Source organism: uncultured Megasphaera sp. (assembly GCF_958350005.1).
Taxonomy (GTDB): Bacteria; Bacillota; Negativicutes; order Veillonellales; family Megasphaeraceae; genus Megasphaera.
In genome coordinates this window covers 1-3,477 of the sequence record NZ_CATWFF010000206.1, presented here as the reverse complement: position 1 = coordinate 3,477, position 3,477 = coordinate 1, and the positions used below count along the sequence as shown (strand labels likewise).

3 protein-coding genes are annotated in these 3,477 nt (G+C 50.7%); all 3 read right to left on the bottom strand.

The genetic code is table 11. The features are described 5' to 3' along the window. Positions 1 to 65 precede the first annotated feature (65 nt). Genes Q3886_RS09545 through Q3886_RS09535 form a run of 3 tightly spaced genes read right to left on the bottom strand, consistent with a single transcriptional unit; the run spans position 66 to position 3,359 of the window. The gene (locus Q3886_RS09545; protein ID WP_301861217.1) at positions 66 to 812 is read right to left on the bottom strand and encodes a TIGR03943 family protein; all 747 of its coding nucleotides are present in this window, start codon (positions 810 to 812) and stop codon (positions 66 to 68) included. Position 813: 1 nt separating this feature from the next. Then, the gene (locus tag Q3886_RS09540; protein WP_301861216.1) at positions 814 to 2,412 is read right to left on the bottom strand and encodes a permease; all 1,599 of its coding nucleotides are present in this window, start codon (positions 2,410 to 2,412) and stop codon (positions 814 to 816) included. After that, the gene (locus Q3886_RS09535) at positions 2,394 to 3,359 is read right to left on the bottom strand and encodes a GTP-binding protein (protein WP_301861214.1); all 966 of its coding nucleotides are present in this window, start codon (positions 3,357 to 3,359) and stop codon (positions 2,394 to 2,396) included. The genes Q3886_RS09540 and Q3886_RS09535 overlap by 19 nt, the downstream gene beginning before the upstream one ends. Positions 3,360 to 3,477: the final 118 nt, after the last annotated feature.

Sequence of the window (3,477 nt, the reverse complement as noted above, 5' to 3'; positions counted from 1 at the left end):
TAGTCAACACAATTAAATATTAAATTAATTAAACATAATACACATATTAATATAAAATATTTATATTAATACGGATAAATATAGCCTTCTACTTTCTGGGCCGGTACGATGGCCTTTACTTCAATAGCTGGCTGCATGAGGCCGTGATAGGCCCGCTTGGTAATGACACCCTTGACGGCAACCCATTGGTATTCATCCCAGTTTTGCGGACCGTCATAGTAGCAGTACAGGCCAAAAGGCGACAAGTCATTAATGCAGCAGAACATGAGATACCGGGCCAGGGTAAACTCTTTTCCCTGCCGTTCTTTTTCATGATACGATACGAAGCCGACAGCATAGATATCATATCCTTCATAGGCAGACAGGTTTTTCATCAGCGTTAATGTGTCTGTATAGTAGTTTTTCGTGGACAAGATAATGCGTTTATGTTCCTTGTCGATACCCAGGTGGGACGTGTCGTCAAAATCAATGCCAAAAGGATGTTTTTCAGCAGGCATCTGGTCTTTCTGCTGAGACATGGCCTGGCTGGCCGGTGAATAGGCCATGCCGTATAATAACGGGCCTGACCAGAGGATGGCCGGTATTGTAAGAACCAGGCAGTAGCGGAAAATACGGCGGTACGAAGGCTGCCAGAGTGATTTCAGGGCAGCCAGCCCCCAGAGGAAAAAGAAGAGTGCCGTCATGATGAGCAGCGGCAGAATGAGAGGCGAGACTAGCTGCATGTAGCGGCCTGTCAGGATCAGACCGGTCAGGACGGCGCTGATTCCCAGAAAAGACAGGCCTTCCAGCAATGCCTGCATATTGATTGCCAATTTATATCACACTCCCTAAATACAGAGCGGCGCCAAAGGAAAAGAGGAAACAGAACAGCAAAATGCATACGGCCAGGCGCAGTACGAAGAACCGGGGAAACAGGGACAGCCAGAGGAGGATGTTTTTTACGTCTATCATGGGGCCTGTAATTAAAAAGGCCAGTACCCCCGGAAGGGGAATGACGGCAGTCAGATTTCTGGCAATAATGGCATCTGATGTAGAGCAGATGGATAACAGGAAGGCCATGGCCATCATGATTTCAATGGTCATGGCAATGTTTCCCGTCATGGAGTACCACTGGACGATGGTCGTACTCGATACCTGAAACAGTGATACTATCAGGGTTCCGACGAGAATATACGGAACAGTGCGGAAGAATTCGCCTTTTGTCTGCAGCAGGAACTGCATACATTTGCCGGATGTCCCGGCTGGCACGACATCGCGGCGCCGGGCCATGTAAAACGATGGCGGCAGGCTGCGGCCAAGCGACATGGACGGCGGCATACTGCGGCTGCCCAGGAAGGACAGGCTGACGCAGAGTGCGGCGCCGACGCCGAAGAGGAGACGGTACCACATGACTTCAGGATGACCGAAAAAGGCGTAGTACGTCGACAGCATGACGACGGGATTGACCAGAGGGCTGCATAAGGTAAAGAGAAGGGCCGATGGCAGCGGAACCTTGCGGGCCAGGAGGCTTTTACACATGGGAACGGCTGCGCAGTCGCACACGGGAAAGAAAAAGGCACAGATCAGAGCACAGGCCATGGATTTGGGCAGGGACCGGCAGAGCATCGTTTCCAGCCATGACGGCGGCACGTACAGCTGCAGTGCTGCTGAACAGAGGATGCCCAGAACCAGAAAGGGCAGAGACTGCAGCAGGGAAGCCATCCAGAAGGTAATGGTAACGTGAAAGGACGCATGGGCCGGGTCTGTCGAAGACGCAAAGAAAAGATATACAGCTGCTGCCAGCACTGTCAGGATCGTATAGAGACTCCACGATTGTTTGGACGGTGCTTTGCAGACTGCCTGTATATCTTTTTCTGTCTTCAGGGAAGACATGGTGTGAATGGGAATATTAGGACGCAGTTCACGCAGTACAGATACTGCCGCTGCTACGTGTACTGCCGTTTCGCCAGGCCCGTCCCAGAGGAGCACCCTGTCGGCCTGAGCCAGTTGGCTTACGACGGCATCGCCTGTTTTTCCAAGCATGTGGCAGCAGAAAGCCGGTGTCGTGACGAACAGAACTTCCTTAATATAGTAGTATTGACGCAGCTTGGTTTTGAGAAACAGCTCTGCACATACGGAAAAGGGAACCATGCCGTTCCATTCGAGCCACAATTCCCGCATATCGTGATGTTCATTGTAGGCTTTCAGTAAATAGGTCGTATATTTCAGATTACCTTGTGATGTCAGGGGAAGGGTGACGATATCGCCGCCTTTCAGGGCTGTATGGCCCTGTTCCATAGAGGCCAGTCCCATGCGGCTGCTCCGGCTGCGCAGCAGTGTATTAATGGCAGATGATTTTCCCGTACCTAAAAAGCCGGTTACAATATATACGGGAATTCTGCCGAGAATACGGCTCATTGCGGCTGTTCCCACGTACGGATTTGGTCTTCATCCAGATCGCTGCCAATGATGGTCAGCGTCGTTCCTGCCAGGGACGATGGCTGCCAGTGTACGCTATCTCCGGCATACTGAATTTGTATATAGCCTGACGGTGCAGGAAGGATGCCTTTGACGCGCAGTACTGAGGGATTGGCCTTTACCAGGCCTTCGATGCGGCGTACCCATTCTTCCGGAAATTCCGCTGCCTGCGTATGAATGGTAACCGTCTGGAACGGGTCATCATCGTGGTGACAGTGGTCATGTTCGTCGTGGTGACAGTGGTCGTGTTCATCGTGATGATGGCTGTCCGTATTATGGTCATGGAGGGGCAGTACCGGCGTTTCTTCTGACGGCAGAGACGAGGCAGCTGCAGACGCCATGCCTTCTATGATTGGCCAGAGCCGGGTATTTCGCCAGTCCTTGTCGTAGATGGGAAGTTCCGGATGCAGCTGTTGGAGCGCTTCTTTTGTCTGTTTCGTTTCTTCCGGAGATTCGTCTGTACGGCTTAAAAAGAGGAGCTGTGCCTGCTGAACCTGATCGGCAAAGAACTCACCGAAATTCTGCAGATACAGCCGACCTTGTATGCTGTCTGCCAGGGCGACGACAGGAAGCAGTGTCGTCTGTTCCCGAATATTCTTGTCCTGGAAAGCAGCCAAAATATCGGACGTTTTTCCTACGCCTGATGGCTCAATAATGAGCATATCCATGGGATAATGGCGTAATACATCGGCCAGAGAGCGCCTGAAATCACCGGCCAAGGTACAGCAAATGCAGCCAGACGTCAGTTCACGCACAGCCAGGCCTTCGCCCTGCAGTACCGTTCCGTCGAAGCTGACTTCGCCGAAGTCATTTTCGATGATGAGTATTTTTTTGTTTCCCCCTATTTCCTGTACGAGCTGTTGAATAAATGTGGTTTTTCCTGCGCCTAAAAATCCTGACACAATCAATACGGGTATGTTCATACTATCCCTCGAATCTCTTTATTTTTTTCACAGTATAGCACACATGAAACGCAAGCGCAAATTATTTGCATTTATAAAACGCAGTTAGTATATGTAC